The organism is Treponema sp., assembly GCF_052169735.1.
Lineage (GTDB): Bacteria > Spirochaetota > Spirochaetia > Treponematales > Treponemataceae > Treponema.
On sequence record NZ_JBQNBW010000062.1, the window covers coordinates 1 to 15,612 of the forward strand.

Annotated in this window: 10 protein-coding genes; 2 read left to right on the forward strand and 8 right to left on the reverse strand. The window is 46.3% G+C overall.

The genetic code is table 11. The annotated features are described in order from the left end of the window. Positions 1 to 100: 100 nt before the first annotated feature. Positions 101 to 1,003 carry an amidohydrolase family protein gene (locus ACTTJ8_RS09640; protein WP_442716201.1) on the forward strand — a complete coding sequence of 301 codons (903 nt, stop codon included), beginning with the start codon at positions 101 to 103 and terminating at the stop codon, positions 1,001 to 1,003. Positions 1,004 to 1,068: 65 nt separating this feature from the next. On the opposite strand, the gene mnmG is transcribed toward ACTTJ8_RS09640, so the two are convergent. The 4 genes from mnmG to ACTTJ8_RS09660 form a co-directional block, all read right to left on the reverse strand. Beyond that, the gene (gene mnmG, locus ACTTJ8_RS09645; protein ID WP_442721060.1) at positions 1,069 to 2,973 is read right to left on the reverse strand and encodes a tRNA uridine-5-carboxymethylaminomethyl(34) synthesis enzyme MnmG; all 1,905 of its coding nucleotides are present in this window, start codon (positions 2,971 to 2,973) and stop codon (positions 1,069 to 1,071) included. A gap of 59 nt (positions 2,974 to 3,032) precedes the next feature. Then, positions 3,033 to 4,403 (reverse strand): tRNA uridine-5-carboxymethylaminomethyl(34) synthesis GTPase MnmE, encoded by a 1,371-nt coding sequence (mnmE, locus tag ACTTJ8_RS09650; RefSeq protein WP_442721061.1) that lies wholly within the window; start codon positions 4,401 to 4,403, stop codon positions 3,033 to 3,035. An 85-nt stretch (positions 4,404 to 4,488) separates the two neighbouring features. Beyond that, positions 4,489 to 5,124 carry an adenylate kinase gene (locus ACTTJ8_RS09655; protein ID WP_442718864.1) on the reverse strand — a complete coding sequence of 212 codons (636 nt, stop codon included), beginning with the start codon at positions 5,122 to 5,124 and terminating at the stop codon, positions 4,489 to 4,491. A 59-nt stretch (positions 5,125 to 5,183) separates the two neighbouring features. After that, the gene (locus ACTTJ8_RS09660) at positions 5,184 to 5,873 is read right to left on the reverse strand and encodes a late competence development ComFB family protein (RefSeq protein WP_442716186.1); all 690 of its coding nucleotides are present in this window, start codon (positions 5,871 to 5,873) and stop codon (positions 5,184 to 5,186) included. Between the two features lie 642 nt (positions 5,874 to 6,515). On the opposite strand from ACTTJ8_RS09660, the gene ACTTJ8_RS09665 reads away from it, so the two are divergent. Next, a complete protein-coding gene (locus ACTTJ8_RS09665) occupies positions 6,516 to 7,295 on the forward strand; it encodes a TIGR00282 family metallophosphoesterase (protein WP_442721062.1) in 780 nt (259 codons plus the stop codon). A gap of 133 nt (positions 7,296 to 7,428) precedes the next feature. On the opposite strand, the gene ACTTJ8_RS09670 is transcribed toward ACTTJ8_RS09665, so the two are convergent. The 4 genes from ACTTJ8_RS09670 to ACTTJ8_RS09685 form a co-directional block, all read right to left on the reverse strand. Beyond that, positions 7,429 to 8,358 (reverse strand): FAD:protein FMN transferase, encoded by a 930-nt coding sequence (locus ACTTJ8_RS09670; RefSeq protein ID WP_442721063.1) that lies wholly within the window; start codon positions 8,356 to 8,358, stop codon positions 7,429 to 7,431. A gap of 126 nt (positions 8,359 to 8,484) precedes the next feature. After that, complete coding sequence (locus tag ACTTJ8_RS09675) at positions 8,485 to 12,162, reverse strand: alpha-amylase family glycosyl hydrolase (RefSeq protein ID WP_442721064.1); 3,678 nt, start codon at positions 12,160 to 12,162, stop codon at positions 8,485 to 8,487. Positions 12,163 to 12,390: 228 nt separating this feature from the next. Next, positions 12,391 to 12,870, reverse strand: coding sequence for a Cys-tRNA(Pro) deacylase (gene ybaK / locus ACTTJ8_RS09680; RefSeq protein ID WP_442721065.1), 480 nt, complete (start codon positions 12,868 to 12,870; stop codon positions 12,391 to 12,393). Between the two features lie 64 nt (positions 12,871 to 12,934). Beyond that, the gene (locus ACTTJ8_RS09685; RefSeq protein WP_442721066.1) at positions 12,935 to 14,920 is read right to left on the reverse strand and encodes an ATP-dependent helicase; all 1,986 of its coding nucleotides are present in this window, start codon (positions 14,918 to 14,920) and stop codon (positions 12,935 to 12,937) included. Positions 14,921 to 15,612: the final 692 nt, after the last annotated feature.

Consider the following 15,612-nt stretch of genomic DNA (forward strand, 5'->3'; position numbering starts at 1 on the left):
AAACGCACGAATAAAGAATTTTTCTTATTTACCGATACTTATAGCACTGAGCTCTCACAGTACAGAAAAAGGTACTAGAGGAACTATGAAGGGTTTTAGAATGAAAGATATTGAGTATTTAAAATCTCAACCGAAATCAGATACACATAATCATCTAAACTTAAGCATGAAGTACGAACACTATAAGCGGTGGGCGGGAATGTCGATCCCTAATTTTCCCCGTACTATGAGCGGTTTAGATGAGATGCATGAAGTAATTGGTGCTTATACCCGTCCGCGCTGTCAAACAGCAAAAGATGTTAAAGACCTCTTTGAAATGTCCATACAGGATGCGATTGCAGATAATGTCGTTTGGCTTGAAACATCAATCGATATCGGGTTTATGAAGCATTATGATAGCAACCTTGATAAGTTTTTATCTGATATTTCAGAACTTGTATCAAAATATAAACCACACATTGAAATACGCCCTGAAGTCGGCATTTCAAAAACACTCGACCGGGATTTTATTCGTAGATGGGTATATCCGCTATTTGAAAGCAAAGTATTTAATAATGTTGATTTATACGGTCCCGAAGTCTTCGAAGGCATTGAAGACTTTATCTACATCTTCAAATTGGCGGAAAAATACAATATCAAAAAAAAGGCTCATGTCGGTGAGTTTTCCGATGCAAAGTCTGTACGGCAATTTGTAGAAGCCTTTGAGCTTGATGAAGTACAACACGGTATCGGAGCTGCCTCTGATGATTCGGTATTGCAATTCTTAGCTGACCGGAAAATCCGCTGTAATGTATGCCCCATGAGCAATGTCATGTTGAGCAGTGTGCCTACCTTAAAAGATCATCCTATTAAAAAGATGATAGATGCAGGTGTTCCGATAGGATTAGGCACCGATGATCTGTTATTTTTCAGCAAAACAAATAGCGAGCAGCTCTATGATATGCTTGCTTGCGGGCTAATCACCGATGCCGATGCCGAAATGCTGATAGCTGTTCGGGGCTAAGCCTCTGTGTTCTTGAGGTTCTTCCGTACATGAGCTGCACAGTCCTATAATCTGCACAGCTGCTCTTATTTGATTGCTACCATCAATACCATAATATCGGAAGGACGGATGCCGGGAATCCTGCTTGCTTGTCCAATGGTTGCAGGCATCACTTTTTTAAGCCGAGCTGTTGATTCCGTTGAAAGTCCGGAGACAGCATCATAGTTGAAACCGGGCGGAATACGGGTGGTTTCCATCTTTTTCATCTTTTCTATGCGTTTATCCTGTGCAAGAATATAATGCTCATACCGGATTTCCAGTTCCGCAGCGTTTTTTATATGCTCCGGATATGCTGTACTTGCGGGATCGCAGCGGCATATCAGATCAAGGGGAATAAGCGGATCATGCAAGGCATCGGCAAGCGATTTACCCAGATGACACCGGAGTGCCGGTTCAGCCTCTGCAAGTTCCCCGGTAATTTTTGCTTCCCGCCAATGGGTAATGAGCTTTTGCCGTTGGCTGAGCCGTTCTTGTAAGCGCGTAAAAGAGCTTTCTTTCTGTAAACCGATGCGGTATGCCCGTTCAGTCAGCCGCTCGTCGGCAGTGTCATGCCGGAGCTTGAGGCGGTATTCGGCGCGGGCGGTAAACATACGGTATGGCTCGTCAACCCCTTGTGTAATAAGATCGTCAATCATAACACCGATGTAGGCTTCATCACGGCGGAGGGTGAAGGGTTCATATACCGCCGGCTCTGTGCTGTCGCCTGCTTTACCGGCTCTGGCATACAACGCTGCGTTAATCCCGGCGATTAAACCTTGACCGCCCGCTTCTTCGTAGCCGGAGGTACCGTTGATCTGTCCTGCGGTAAACAGCCCGGCAATCCGGCGTGTTTGGAGGTCTGGTCCCAGCTGGAGCGGAGAGACAACCGCATAGTCTACCGCGTAAGCAGGGCGGGTAATGACCGCATCAGCAAAACCGGTAAGCGTGCGGAGCATTGTGTCCTGTACATCTTCCGGCAGCGATGACGAAAATCCGTTGATGTAGAGTTCATCGCTCATCAGCCCCTCCGGTTCTATATAGAGCTGGTGCCGGGTTCGTTCCGGAAACTTCCGTACCTTATCCTCGATAGAAGGGCAGTACCGTGCGCCAACCGCGTGGATTTTGCCCGAAAAAAGCGGCGATCGGTGGAAATTTTCTCTGATTACCGCATGGGTGTGTTCATTGGTGTAACTCACATAGCAAACAGCCGACGGGCGGAATATCTCTGCCGTGTCAAAGGAAAAGGGGCGCATAACCGAATCTGCTTCCTGTACTTCCAGCTGGGACAGGTCTACTGATTTTTTAAGGACACGGCAAGGGGTACCGGTTTTGAGTCTCATCATGGTGAAGCCCTTACGTGCAAGAGCTGTCCCCAGACCGATCGCCGCTTTTTCTCCCAGCCTCCCTTCATCAGCTTCAAAATCACCGATGTAAATTTTTCCTTCCATAAAGGTTCCGGTGGTAAGCACCACTGCCCGAGCCGAAATAGTTCTGCAGCGTGCCGTTACCACAGCTTGTATCGTTCCGTTTTCTACGATTCCTGTTTCTGCTGTTTGTGTAGAAAGAATATCCACTACCGTATCTTGATAAATATGAAGATTTTTTTCTTGTTCAAGTGTATACTGTGCCGTTTGTGCGTATAAAAACTTATCAGCTTGAATACGGGGAGACTGGACTGCTGGACCGCGGCTTTTGTTGAGGAGCCGGTATTGAATCATACAAGCATCGGCAAGTTTACCCATTTCACCGCCGAGCGCATCTATTTCCCGTACAATATTACCTTTGGACACCCCGCCGATTGAAGGGTTGCAAGACATTCTACCGATGCTGTCAATCGTTTGGGTGATAAGGAGCGTCTGCGCTCCAAGGCGTGCTGCGGCAAGCGAGGCTTCTATCCCTGCATGCCCGCCGCCGACAACAATTACATCATAATCAGAATAATGAAAATACATGGCGGCTATTATACTGAAAAATATTTTTTTCGTCTTGCGTTAATGCCGAAAGTTTCTGCCTATTTTCCGACACAGAATCCGGAAAATATTTTATCCAAAATATCGTCCGAATGGACTTCTCCGGTAATAGTGCCAAGCTGATACACAGCCTCTTCTGCATCCTGAATGACGGCATCAAAGGGATAGCCGCTGCGTGCTGCGGTTAATGCGTGCTGTAAAGCCTCCAGCGCCGCCGTTACCGCTTCTTTCTGCCGTTCCGTCCCCAGCGATATATCCGCAGTTTGCATCGGCAGTGCGGCATCCGCCGTTACCAGTGCAACGGTCATATCAATAAGTTGAGCAATACCAGCCCCTGTCTTGGAGCTGATCTCAACGGTGGAATGCCGCAGCAAAGCCGCCGGTAAGGGTTCCGGCACTCCTTTATCAGCCTTGGTTCGGACAATAATGAGCGGAACAGTGCTTTCCGTAATAAACGCGATATCATCTTCAACCGGCGGCTTTGTACCGTCAATAAGGTACAGTACAATGTCGGCTGCCGATGCAAGTTCCACACTCCGCCGTACCCCGATTGCTTCGACGGTATCATCGGTTGCACGGAGTCCGGCTGTATCGAACAAATGTATCGGTAATCCTTTAAAATCCAGCGTTGCCTCCAACCAATCGCGGGTGGTGCCATGCACATCAGATACGATTGCTCGATCTTCTTTTAAGAGTGCATTAAAAAGAGAAGATTTCCCGGCATTGGTCTTACCAGCCAGCACCAACCGTACCCCTGTTTGATAGATTTTTTCACTTTGCCATGAATCTGCGAGTGTTTGCAGTACCGCAAGCGGGCGGAGTAAAAGCTCTTCATCAAAGCTGTCCGCAATAGTCTGTTCGTCTTCAGGATATTCGATTGCCACTTCAAGAGCGGCAAGTGCAGTCATTATATCGGATTTTACTGCTTCGATGGTGTTAAAAACGGTACCCGAAAGCCGTCCGGCAGCCTTTTGCTGGGCTGTATTGGTCTTTGAATCGATAATTTCCCGCACTGCTTCTGCACGGGTGAGATCTGTTTTGCCGTGAATAAATGAACGAAAGGTAAATTCACCGCGCTCTGCAGGGCGAAAACCATGTTTAACGCAGAGTCTGTATATGTTTTTTACAATCCCCGGCCCGCCATGACAGATAATTTCCACGGCATTTTCGCCGGTATTACTCTTAGGCGCTCGGTATACACAGAGGACGACCTCATCTATTTTTATTCCTCCATCATGAATCCATCCATAGACAAGCGTATGTCCGGCAGCCTGCAGCAATGCCTGCGGACGGGAAAAAAAACGGGCGATAAGCTCAAAACTCCGCTCCCCTGAAGTGCGTACAATACCAAGGGCAGCAGGAGCCAGCGCAGTCGCAATAGCAGCAATTTCATCATCAAGTGTGTAATTCAAGCGGCACTATCCTTATCGGCAGCGCTAAAAAGACTATGCAGCTTGTTAGCGCTATCAGAGTATCTCTAAAAACTCAGGTATAGGTTTAGAGGTTATGGGGAAACAATTTTTTAAAGTTTTCTAAAATCGCTGAAGGAGCAGGTTGTGCGTCCACCGTTATCAAAAGATGCTCATTCCGGTAAAACTCGATCAGCGGGAATGTTTGCGCACGGTATGTTTCAATCCGTTTTATAATAGCATCGGCTTTATCATCCTCACGGATTATTAGCGTACTGTGACAATTATCACATATACCGTCCGTCTGCGGCTTCATAAATGAAACATGAAAGTTACTTCCGCAAGAAGGACATATCCGTCTTCCGGACAAGCGCTCAACAACGGCTTCATCAGAAATATCCAAATTTATCACAGCATCAAGCGTACAAAATTGCTTGAGCATTTCCGCCTGCACAATTGTCCGCGGAAAACCGTCTAGAATAAAACCATTCCGGGCATCAGCAGCTGACAAGCGTTCTTTTACCAGTGCTGCTGTTGTTTCATCATCAACCAGCGCACCGGAATCGATAATCTTTTTGATTTTTTCTCCCAATGAAGTATGCTTACTGATGGCTGTACGGAACATCACGCCTGTCGAAATATGAGGAATTCCATAATCCTTTGCAACTTCTGCCGCCAGAGTGCCCTTTCCTGCTCCCGGAGGACCTAAAAACACCAATTTCATATTCATCCCTTTCTTTATGCAGAAATACCCTTTATCTATTTGCAATAGACAGATAGCTGCTAGACTCTGTTGAAAAGATACAAGTTAGGCAAACTATGACAGCTTTCTGCATCAAGATCGCGTTTTACCGACGGTTCGCTAACCAACCCAAGTTTAAAGTGATAATGGATAGGATCAAACCCATCCCGTTCTGCATGAATATAAAAATTGAATATGCGCTTTTCGCCTAAGCCGGTTGCCAGAATAGGAAACGGCCAAAAAGTATACGTACCGGGTGTCCTTTGAGAAATAGTATATGGATTATCCCACAGATGATTCATTTGCGCAACCAACGCATCTTCAAGATACAACGCAACCTGTAGATCATAGACAGGAGAGAAAGTCTGTCCATCCAAAATACGTCCTGTAATGGTCGGAAAATTAAACACATGACCGGAAGGTAATGCTTGGTCGGACGAAGTATGCGAACGTTTCGCGCTTAAAACGGTTTTCATACCTTCAAATGCCAAAATAGAGATATCAGCGATCAGTTGATTTTTTTCTGATTGATCAATCTGAAAAAAATGCGCCATACCTCTACCGGAAGCCGTATATCGGGGTTTAATCCGATTCAGCACATAACAAACCGTATCCAAACGGCACTGCATACAATTACAAGTAAACCATGGCTCATTTTTATCCTTTGCAGCATCGAAGGCCTTGTTTACCTCATTATATACGAAATCTTCCATAAGGTTATGTATTGTCATTATGTCAACTCCTGTACTATTAGTGTACTCTATCAGCCGAGATTTTGCAAGCGACAGGTTTTAATAATATGATCAAAGAAGAAAGATGCCCCCTTCCGCCTCGCCGGCTTCCGAAGAAAATCATACGCCGCCTGATATATCCTCCGGAACCGAATCTAAAAACAAGTGCTTTTTAAACGCCTTTTGAATGCGGCGCTGCGTTTTGAAAAAATGACCGATGCCGGTGATTTGCATATAAGCTGTAAAACCGGCAGCAAAGAACAAAGCGGATGTAAGCAGCTGTTTCCCGATTTTTGGACTATCTGGACGAACACTCGCTTTTTCTTTTTCATTTGCTGCTCTAAAAAGGTATTAGTTTGCTGCCCCTCCTCTCCAGTACGCTGCATTAGAGGATTCTGAAAAAAATAAAGATTTTTGTTACATATGCTTGACATTAATGTAATCTTATGTTAACTTATGAACATACAAGGCATGCCTTGTAAGGAGGTTTCTATAAGTCAAAGGCGTTCGTAAAAGTATTGATAAGTGTGAATGATTTATACTCTATTTTAAGCCGCTCCATCTTGCATACTCCTGGAGCGGTTTTTTTATGCCTTTTTCAAAACTCAACCGATAATAAGATAAGACAAAAAAGAGATACCTATGAATACCATAACTATTTTTTTCGGCGGTGATATTTGCGGTTCTATTGGAGTGAATGCAGCTCTGCATATCCTCCCGCAGCTTCTTCGGGAAGAAGCACCTGATTTTATCGTTATCAATGGTGAAAACGCAGCGCATGGCAGCGGTATAGAGCCTGAACAGGCGGAACAACTCTTTGCAGCCGGTGTTGATATTATTACCGGCGGGAATCATAGTTTGGAGCGTTTTGATTTTCGGGAATATTTTGAAAAGGAACCGCGCCTGCTCCGTCCGGCAAACTATCCTCGTGCTCCGGGAAGCGGAATCATTACGGTGCGTAAAGCGTGCGGAACGCTTACGGTGCTCAACCTGCAAGGACGGGAGAACATGCGTCCGATTGATTGCCCCTTCCAAGCAGCGGACCGTTTATTAGCCGATATTCCTGATGGAATCACACTGATCGATTTTCATGCGGAGTCAGTGCAAGAAAAAGAAGCCCTTGCCTATTATCTGGATGGACGGGTTTCGTGTGTTTTCGGTTCGCATACCCATACCCAAACCGCTGATGAACGGATATTGAGCGGCGGCACCGGCTATCTCACCGATGCCGGTATGATAGGAGCGCTCCATTCAATTATCGGCAGCTCTATCGAAGCCTCGCTCATTCGCAGCCTCACCCTTGTACCGCAGCCATTTACTCTTCCTGAAACAGGAGACACCATCTTTTGCGGGATTATTGCCCGTGTATCACCGGAAACAAAGCGAACGTATTCTTTAAAACGTATACGTAAAATAGTCTAGGGCTGCTCTAAAAAATGCTATTTTTTAATATAACTGCAGCAATACAGCGTTTGGAAAGGGTAGCTTAATTAAGATATACCGCCATTACACCTTTGCGTCATTTACGTCTTTTTTACGGTTAGTTTTAAAATTCTTAACGATTTTTGAATGACGGATTCAAAACCTTCATTTTTTGTTCAAAACCAGGTGTTGTGCGGATAGTATTATCGTCAAAAATAAAAAGCGCATCTATATGGGGAAGTTCCGTAAGCAGCTGCAGAGCAGCATCACAGCCGAGTACAAAGCAGGCGGTGGAAAGTGCGTCTGCGTCGGCAGCGGAATCGGCAAAGATCGAAACGGATACAAGGTCATTCTGCACAGGATAACCGGTTGCAGGATCAAGAATATGATGATAGCGGATGCCATCCTGCTCAAAGTAGCGTTCATAGCTGCCGGAGGTAGAAATGCTGCGATTTTCCATTGCAGCAGAAATAACCGGATCACCCTGCCGGACACGCGGATCCCGGATGCCGACAATCCACGGCTTCCCGTCTACGCGGGTACCGAGTGCGGAAATAGTACCGCCAATGTCGATCAGCGCATGGGTGATACCTGCTTGTTTGACAATCCGGGCGAGTTCGTCAGCAGCAAAGCCTTTCGCAATCGCCCCTAAATCAAGCTTCATCCCAGCGTTTTTCAGAAAAACAGTGCTACCATCCAGCTTCATATTCCGATAATCGGTATTCTGCAAAGCCTCGGTAATTGCCGCATCATCAGGTTTTGCTGCATTCTCAAAGCCGATGTTCCAGAGCTTTACCACACTGCCGATAACGGGATTGAATGCACCGCCGCTTTTTTCAGCAAAAAAGGCAGCACGCACAAATACCGGGTAGACATCCGGCGGTACAGCCACTGCCGCCGCCCCCGCTGCACAGTTTATATCGATCAAGGCGGAAGTATCAGCATTTGCACTCAGTGCGAGTTCCAGCTCCTCAAGCCGGCGGACACAGGTTTGCAGCACCGCCTCAGCCTCAGCATGGGGCATATCGGTGAAGAGTTGGATGCTGCACACGGCACCCAGCATAAACACTGTGCGACTCTCTTTCCGCAGTGCCGGTTTGCATGACAGGGTTAAGGTAAGCAGGCTGCAACAGAAACACAGCCTGTAAAAAAAAGAACGGCGCTGCCGATGTGCAATCTGCTTTATCATCTACTTGAGAGTTCCGGCAAATAGCTTGAGGTAGCGGTCGACCCGATATCCGGATCGGTGAATTGCTGCGCAAAATTCGGTATCGATTCGACAGTATTTTTCTGCAGAAGCGGCAGTTCTTGCAAGACATTTATCAGACGCTGCCGGGCGGGCTGCCGAGAGAAAGAGCATTCCGGCTACATCATCTGACATGAGCTCTGCAGCCTCACGGTTAAACCATTTCACGCCGTCCCATTCATGAATACCAAGCCGGGTAATAACAGAAGGATCTTGAGACAAGCGGTTGACAATACCCATGCGGCGTATGATCTTTGTTCCGCTCACATTGTGCATAAAGTACAGGTACTTCACCGTATTCGCTTTATTTTCAATAGGATTAATCTCATACCCTTCAGCACGAATGAGTGCGGTAAGCTTTTCATCCAGATGCAAAAAGCTGAATAGCCTTCCGGTATTATCCTCAATGCCGTAATAACGGGCAAGGTCTTCAACAGCCATAAGGAGTATTGCCCCAAACGAAACGGCAAGGTCAGTGCTGGTTCCGCAAAGTTTATGCAAAAATACGATAACTGCAGGGGTAATTGCTGTTAGCGGGGTTTCTTTTACCAATGTGCCGGAGGCGCAAAGCAGCAGCCGGTACATCCGTGCACGATAGAGGTTCAACAATTGCTTGAGCAGCGGTTTATGTGCATCTTTTTTCTTAGGAGTATTCTCCGAATCAGAGACAGCCTCCTGCTGTTCTTCCGGTTTCCGTATCGAATGTATTCCGCTCATAAAGTACGTATCTTGATTGTTGCGGAAGGTTTCATCCAAAGCAGTAAAGAACGCTGCCGCGAGAGATTCTGTCTTTTTGATAAAAGACTGTATCTTTGCATCACACTCTTGCTTGTCAGCGGTGTGTTTACAGTTCTTCACCAGCTGAATACAGAATAGCAGCGTGTCTTTGGTAAGTACAGCAGCAAGAGCATCATAAAGCGGTTTGAACTGTATTTCGTTAATTCCCATAGTAATATCTGCAATACCGCTTCCATTGAGCTTTTCGTAGAGCTGACGATACAGTCCATCGGCAGTATCTGTTACCTCGTAGAATTTCAAATACACTTGCGTTTCAAAACCGTTGAGTACTGCAAATAATCCATGTTCTGCAATTTCAGTATTTTTTCTGATAAACCACAATTTTGAATGCTGTTCTTGGAAGATGACAAACCGGTCATCGGCAACCGTCAGCTGGAGACCTTGAGCAAGACTCCGCTGGATTAACAGTTTTTCACCGGCGGCATCTTTTACCGAATATGCAGCGGACTGTTTAATCCAGCCTACTGCTTGTTCATATTTATTATTGTAGAGAATGAGAGCGCGTTCTCCACCGTGGCAGTTCGACCACGCAAAGACGTTTTCATTCACCTGTCCGTTCGTCCAGAAATCATACAGTAAGAAGTGTTCAACATCAGAGAAAACGTACCGCTTGCGCATAAGCGGGAAAATTTCGCGCTGGTGCCGCTCTACAAGACCGGTGTTTACCTGTTCATTGTAATAGGCACGGCGGTATTCCATGCCGTATTTCTCTTCAAAACCTTCAATCTGCCCGTGCCCGAACATCGGCAAGCCCGGCATAGCAACCAGCATGGTACACACACCAAAGTACTTATCATCACGACCGAACTGTGCAACAGCGGTTTCCTCATCGGGATTATTCATAAAGTTTACATACCGTTTGAGGATTTGAGGATCAAATTCGAGTGTGTTTTTAATTGTCAGCCGGTATTTTGCATTGTCTTCCCGCTTGAGCATATTCATAAACGCGGAATTATACACACGGTGCATCCCCAGCGTACGCACAAAGTATCCTTCCATCATCCAAAAAGCTTCTGCTAAAAGGAGGGTATCGGGAACTTCGGCAGCACAGCGGTCTACCACCTCCCGCCAAAATTCCTCGGGCAGCCGTGCTTGAAATTCATCCACAGAAAGTGCAAAACGGGAGCGGCTTGCAATATCACCGCCTTGTCCCGGCTCAGGATACCAAAGTCTGCGGATATGCTTTTTGGCAAGCACCATCGCCGCGTCAAAGCGGATAATCGGGAAGTTGCGGGCAACGTGTAAAATCTTCTGGATTACTTCTTCCCGGGCTTCAGGATTGAGAAAATCAATTTGAGCGGTATCATTCCACGGTAAGCCTGTCCCGTCGTTACCGTGATAGATATAGCGGACATCGCCCGTATGGTTATCTACCCGTTTAAATACAACAGCACAATCGGTTTTTGAATAATAATGATTTTCAAGATAGACGCTGATGCGGGAATCATGTGAGAGGTTTTCACCGTCAAAGTTATACCCGGGGAAGGGACTTTCACGGGTTTGGATAAACAAATCCGGACGTTCCGCAACCCATTTGGAGTCCAGTCCGGTATGATTGGGTACCATGTCTGCTGCGAGTTTTATCCCCCTCGCTTCTGCACGTCTGCGTAAATTGTCGAGTGCTTCCCAACCGCCTATCTCTCCGGCGATTTCGTAATCCATCAGACTATAGGCGCTTGCAGCAGCATCTTGATTTCCGCAAATCTGCTTAATCCGTGCACTTGCAGAAGAACGTTCCCACACACCGATCAGCCACAGTGCGTTAAACCCTGATTCTGCAAGAAAATTTAGCTCTTCATCAGGAATTTGATCCAGCCGGGTAATCGGATGTTCATATCGTTTACTTAACTGATCCAGCCAGACAAGGGTACTTTTGGCGATCATCACCACATTCGGCATCCAATCGCGGTCGACGGTAAAGCGTTCATACTCCTGTGTCAACTCTTCATAATGAGATGCCTCTTGATCGTATCCGCCAATTCCTCCTGTCCCATCGCCTTGCCACGCAGCTTTCTCTTCCTCGGAAAGAATATCTTGACCGGTTAAAAGCCTACTGATAAATTCGCTCAGTAATTCAAGCCAATGTGTCTTAATGTATTCAAGCTGACCTTTCAAACTAAACGGCGCAAAATAGACCGGAGCCTTCAGCAGAGAAATAAGATCGAGGTTTTCCGGACCGAATGCTTTATTTTGCTCGGACCAGGTACGGAGGCTATCCCAAAAACAATTATACGAGGGATGTTCGGCAAGCTGCTCATCGGTAAAGAGCGGATAAAAGGGCTGAAAGGCAGGATTTTCGTTCGCCAGTTTGCAGAGAATCAGCTCTTCAAAGGCACGGTATTTGTTTTCGATGCCCGATAGGGGATCTGTACCGCTAAACCAGTCTTTTACCGTCATCGAACCGTTGTATACTTCCGATGGCGGAAACAGCGTAGAAAATTGCAGCAGTAACTCGTCAAGATTGGGCAGTTTTTCTTTTGCAAGCTCATTTTGCACAAAAACATACCCGCTGGAGAAGAAATCCTTACGCACATTCTGCCGGTATAAACGGCACATGTAATGGAAGATTTCATCAATTAACCCCATCGCATTCAGCTGCCCCGCTTTAAGGTACTGGTCAGCATGTACCGGCATACCAAAGGCTCCTGATTCAACTACCTCATTATATTTAAACGTAAACGCATAAATATCATTAATACTCCGTATAATAACATTACCGGTAGAAGAAAACAGTGTTTTGGAAAATCGGCATTTTTCACGTATTTCGCGATGGATATGAAATTCCATATTTTGAAAAAAATCATCCTGATAGCTTTTTTGCATAACAAACCTCTCCATTGTGGAAAACTGCAGTCGGGAACCTCTAAAAAGCTATAGTTGAGTTTTAAGAAGATACCCATAGTTTTTACAACAATGCTTTCTTTGATTATAAGCTGAAAAACGTAAAAAAGAAAGAAGCTGTTGCTAAAAAATTTCACTTTTCCACATATGAGAATCGCCAAAAACTTCCGTTTTAGAGGTTCCCTATTGCTGATGGAGCAGTCCATAACGCTACTCAGAGGCAGCTTCGGTGAGATCGCAAAAAGCGGCGGCGCAGATTGCTTGCAAATCTGCTGGGGCGATGCACAGCATCCGCCCCCGTTCCCCGGCACTTACATAGATATGATCATAGAGCTGTGCCGTTTCATCGATGTAGGTGATAAAATGCTTTTTCATGCCGACCGGGGAACAGCCGCCGCGGATATAGCCCGTTGTTTGCTGGAGCGCCTCTAGTTTAAGCGGCATAATCTTTTTTCCGGTAAGGCTTTTTACCTTTTTTAAGCTCACTGATACAGGAGCCGGTACACAAAACACAAATACCTCATTGCCGGCGCTTATCATCACGATCGTCTTAAACAAGGTTTCCGGTTCTATTCCCAGTTTTTGAGCAGTAGAGACCGCATCTAAATGATCTTCATCCCAAGCATATTCCAGACACTTATAGGGAATGTGAGCGGCTTCTAATATGCGCATTGCGTTTGTTTTTTTCATTATGATCTCCAGAAAAAGATGTATGCCGTTAGGTATTTTGCATACTTGTATACTTTTCAACAGCTTACATTGAAAACTTTTTTTTCATCTGTGCAAAGATTTTTGCAATCTCTTCCTCTTCTACCGTTGTGTCCGGCTCATGGTACTGCACCAGCTCCGCAGGAATTTCTTCCAAGAACGGCGAGGGACTGCACTCCAACAAGCCTGCCTGCCTGCGCCGAGTCCGGCAGCTTGTAATAATGAGCTTGTCGCGGGCGCGGGTAATAGCGACATAGAACAGGCGGCGCTCTTCTTCCACATCCCCTGCATTTTCTTCCATACTACGGGCATGGGGGATAATGCCTTCCTCGGCACCGGCGATAAACACCACCGGGAACTCCAATCCCTTCGCTGCGTGGATGGTCATGATATTCACCTCGCCGGTATCTTCCTCATTTTGGTCATCGCGGCTCAACAGCGTGATGCGATTGAGATAAGTATACAGCGAAGGGTCAAAGTTGTCAGGGTTTGTCTCCCACGTGTCGATAGACTGCAAAAGGCTTTCGATATTCAAAAACTTAAAACGTGCCGCTTTTTCGTTTTTCTGAAATTCCTGCGTCAGATAGTCAAAATACTGAATACGCTCCACGAGCTTTCGTACCTTGCCTGCCAAGCCCTTCCCGGACAGGAGCTGCTTCCGCTCGGAGTTGATCAGCTCGACAAACTCCTCCAAATCAGCAAGGCTTTTTTCACGGAAGTCATCCGGCGGACGCTCAAGCAATGCGAGAATCGCCATGCGGATCGAGCACTCCTTTTCCGTTGCGATTGCAGAGAGGGCTTCCAGTGTTTTTTTTCCGATACCGCGCCGCGGTGTGTTGATGATCCGCAAGAGGTTAATATCATCGTCGGGATTCGCAATCACTCGCAGATAGCTGATAATGTCTTTAATTTCTTTGCGCTGAAAAAAGCTCGTGCCGCCGGACATCCGGTACGGAATATTGGCATCGAGGAAGGCTTCTTCAATCGCGCGCCCTAAGCCGTTGGTGCGGATCAAAACACCGAAGTCCGCATAGCTCCGGTTCTCGCGCAGCTTCTCCGTAAGGATAGTGTCCGCAATAAAATCCGCCTCTGCCGCCTCATTCTCCGGGATAAAAATTTCAATCGGCTTGCCGGAGCCGTTCCCCGACCACAGCGCTTTTTCCTTCCGGTTGGTATTGTGCGAAATCACTCCGTTTGCAGCCGCCAAAATCGTACCGGTGGAACGGTAATTTTGTTCAAGCTTAATCTCCACCAGATGCGGAAAGTCCTTTTCAAACAGGCGGATATTTTCATAATTCGCCCCCCGCCACGAATAAATAGACTGATCATCATCGCCTACCACGCAGACATTATCATCCGCAATTAAATGCATCATCTGATACTGCTGAATACTCGTGTCCTGAAACTCATCCACCATCACATACCGGTAGCGGTTCTTGTACACCGCAAGCACATCGGGATGTTCGGTAAAAAGCTTAATCGGCAGCATAATCAAATCGTCAAAATCCACCGCATTAAACAGCTTGAGTCCCGCCTGATATTCGTTATACAGCGGACGATACACCGCCGTCTGCGCCGTAAAGTTTTTCTGCCCCGTCTTTATCTGAGAAAACAGCGTCCCCACTCCGTACACATCGAGCGTTTCCGTTGCAATTTTCAGTTCCTTTGCCGACTCCTTAATCAGCTGATTGCGGTCTACCTCGTCGTAAATGCTAAAATTCTGCCGCCATCCCAGCCGGTCAATATATTCCCGCAGGATTTTCACCCCCAGCGCGTGAAAAGTACTAATCGTTAAATTCTGTAACTTCTTGCCCGTCAGCTCTTTAATCCGCTGCTCCATCTCCCGCGCCGCCTTGTTCGTAAAGGTCAACGCCAAAATCTGCGACTGAGGAATCCCGCTTTCCAGCATATGCGCAATTCTAAACGTAATCACACGCGTCTTCCCCGACCCCGCCCCCGCAATAATCAGCACCGGCCCGTTAATCGTATTGACCGCCTTCGCCTGCTCAGGATTCAAATTTTCCGTATTCATAAGACTGGGGAGTATAGCATAAAAGGTTGGGAAAAGATATGGAAGAGTGAGGTCTTTTTGTTCGTTTATGTGGTTATTTGGTGGGGGAAGTCTCCTTAAAATTGAACGAATGAGCTATGTTTCAACATACGAATGAGTTCAATTCCGTTTATTTTCAAACAGCGTTTGAAAATAAACATATAATCAAGCGATGTTTCGGCTTGCAAATATACAAAGCCGAAACTCGACGTTCTATTGAGCGGCGATATGTTAGACGCTCAATAGAACAGCCCCCTCCGCTCCAAAAAAACGGCGGACTTCTGAACTATTACCGGTTGCGTTTTCGGTTCCCTCAACCGCAACTACTGCTTTTTTAAGTTCGCCGTTTGTTTTTCCGCTACCCCCTCGTCACAAATGTACATCCTTGTACATTTGTGACTTACGAGTTTTTTGTAGAACAAAAAACTCGTTTCTGCTGTGAACCAGCGCCATCCGTGGCGCTGCATTAGCTTGTACGTCCATGTACAAGCTAATGCGTGAGTTTGCTTGCCGCAAACTCACTTCTGGTTAACACCACGGACATCCGTGTCCGTTTAATGATCGTATAAAATCAAAACAACACTCTATATAATGCTTATTATGCGGCAAATAGAGTGTTTTTCACATCTGTCCAAGATAAAATAGGAAGTTTAAAAAGTCTGTAATTCGTGGTA

Bases quoted from the DNA above. Each gene is read 5' to 3' on its own strand.
- ybaK (WP_442721065.1), bottom strand. From the start codon at position 12,870: ATGAAAAAAACAAACGCAATGCGCATATTAGAAGCCGCTCACATTCCC.
- ACTTJ8_RS09655 (WP_442718864.1), bottom strand. From the start codon at position 5,124: ATGAAATTGGTGTTTTTAGGTCCTCCGGGAGCAGGAAAGGGCACTCTG.
- ACTTJ8_RS09685 (WP_442721066.1), bottom strand. From the start codon at position 14,920: ATGAATACGGAAAATTTGAATCCTGAGCAGGCGAAGGCGGTCAATACG.
- ACTTJ8_RS09660 (WP_442716186.1), bottom strand. From the start codon at position 5,873: ATGACAATACATAACCTTATGGAAGATTTCGTATATAATGAGGTAAAC.
- ACTTJ8_RS09670 (WP_442721063.1), bottom strand. From the start codon at position 8,358: ATGCTGGGTGCCGTGTGCAGCATCCAACTCTTCACCGATATGCCCCAT.
- ACTTJ8_RS09665 (WP_442721062.1), top strand. From the start codon at position 6,516: ATGAATACCATAACTATTTTTTTCGGCGGTGATATTTGCGGTTCTATT.
- ACTTJ8_RS09640 (WP_442716201.1), top strand. From the start codon at position 101: ATGAAAGATATTGAGTATTTAAAATCTCAACCGAAATCAGATACACAT.
- ACTTJ8_RS09675 (WP_442721064.1), bottom strand. From the start codon at position 12,162: ATGCAAAAAAGCTATCAGGATGATTTTTTTCAAAATATGGAATTTCAT.
- mnmG (WP_442721060.1), bottom strand. From the start codon at position 2,973: ATGTATTTTCATTATTCTGATTATGATGTAATTGTTGTCGGCGGCGGG.